At 67.4% G+C, this 610-nt stretch carries 1 protein-coding gene; it reads right to left on the bottom strand.

Annotated elements, in window-relative coordinates:
- Positions 1 to 610: alanine dehydrogenase (locus tag IRQ30_RS23070; protein ID WP_193615156.1), on the bottom strand; the 610-nt coding region annotated here is incomplete at both ends.

Below are 610 nucleotides of genomic sequence, written 5' to 3'. Positions count from 1 at the left end.
TTCGTCAACGCGTACGTCGAGGTGTTCGGCACCGCACCCGGCATGTTCGCCACGCAGTAGAACGTCGAGTCGTGCACCTCATACGTCGGGTCGTCGTGCGTCGTGGCCCGCGTGTCCTCGAAGCACCCACCCTGGTCCACCGCGATGTCGACCAGCACCGAGCCCGGCTTCATCCGCGAGACCAGCTCGTTCGAGACCAGCTTCGGCGCCGCCGCCCCCGGGATCAGCACCGCACCGATCACCATGTCGGCCTCCATCACCTGCTGCTCCACCGCCAGCTTGGACGACGCCAGCCCGTGGACCCGGTTGTTGTAGCGCCAGAACGACATCCGCAGCTTGTCCAGGTCGGTGTCCAGCAACGTCACGTCCGCACCCATGCCCAACGCGATGTTCGCCGCGTTCTGCCCCGACACACCGGCACCGATGATCACGACCTTCGCGTTCGCCACCCCACCCACACCGCCCATCAGGACCCCACGACCACCCTGGGCCTTCAACAGCGAGTGCGCACCGACCTGCGGCGCCAGACACCCCGCGACCTCCGACATCGGGTACAGCAACGGCAGCCCACCCGAGGGCAGCTGCACCGTCTCGTAGGCGATCGCCGTGA

This window comes from Nocardioides lijunqiniae, from assembly GCF_015024225.1.
GTDB classification, from domain to species: Bacteria; Actinomycetota; Actinomycetes; order Propionibacteriales; family Nocardioidaceae; genus Nocardioides; species Nocardioides lijunqiniae.
The sequence above is the reverse complement of the archived record's forward strand: the minus strand, read 5'-3'. Positions and strand labels throughout refer to the sequence as shown.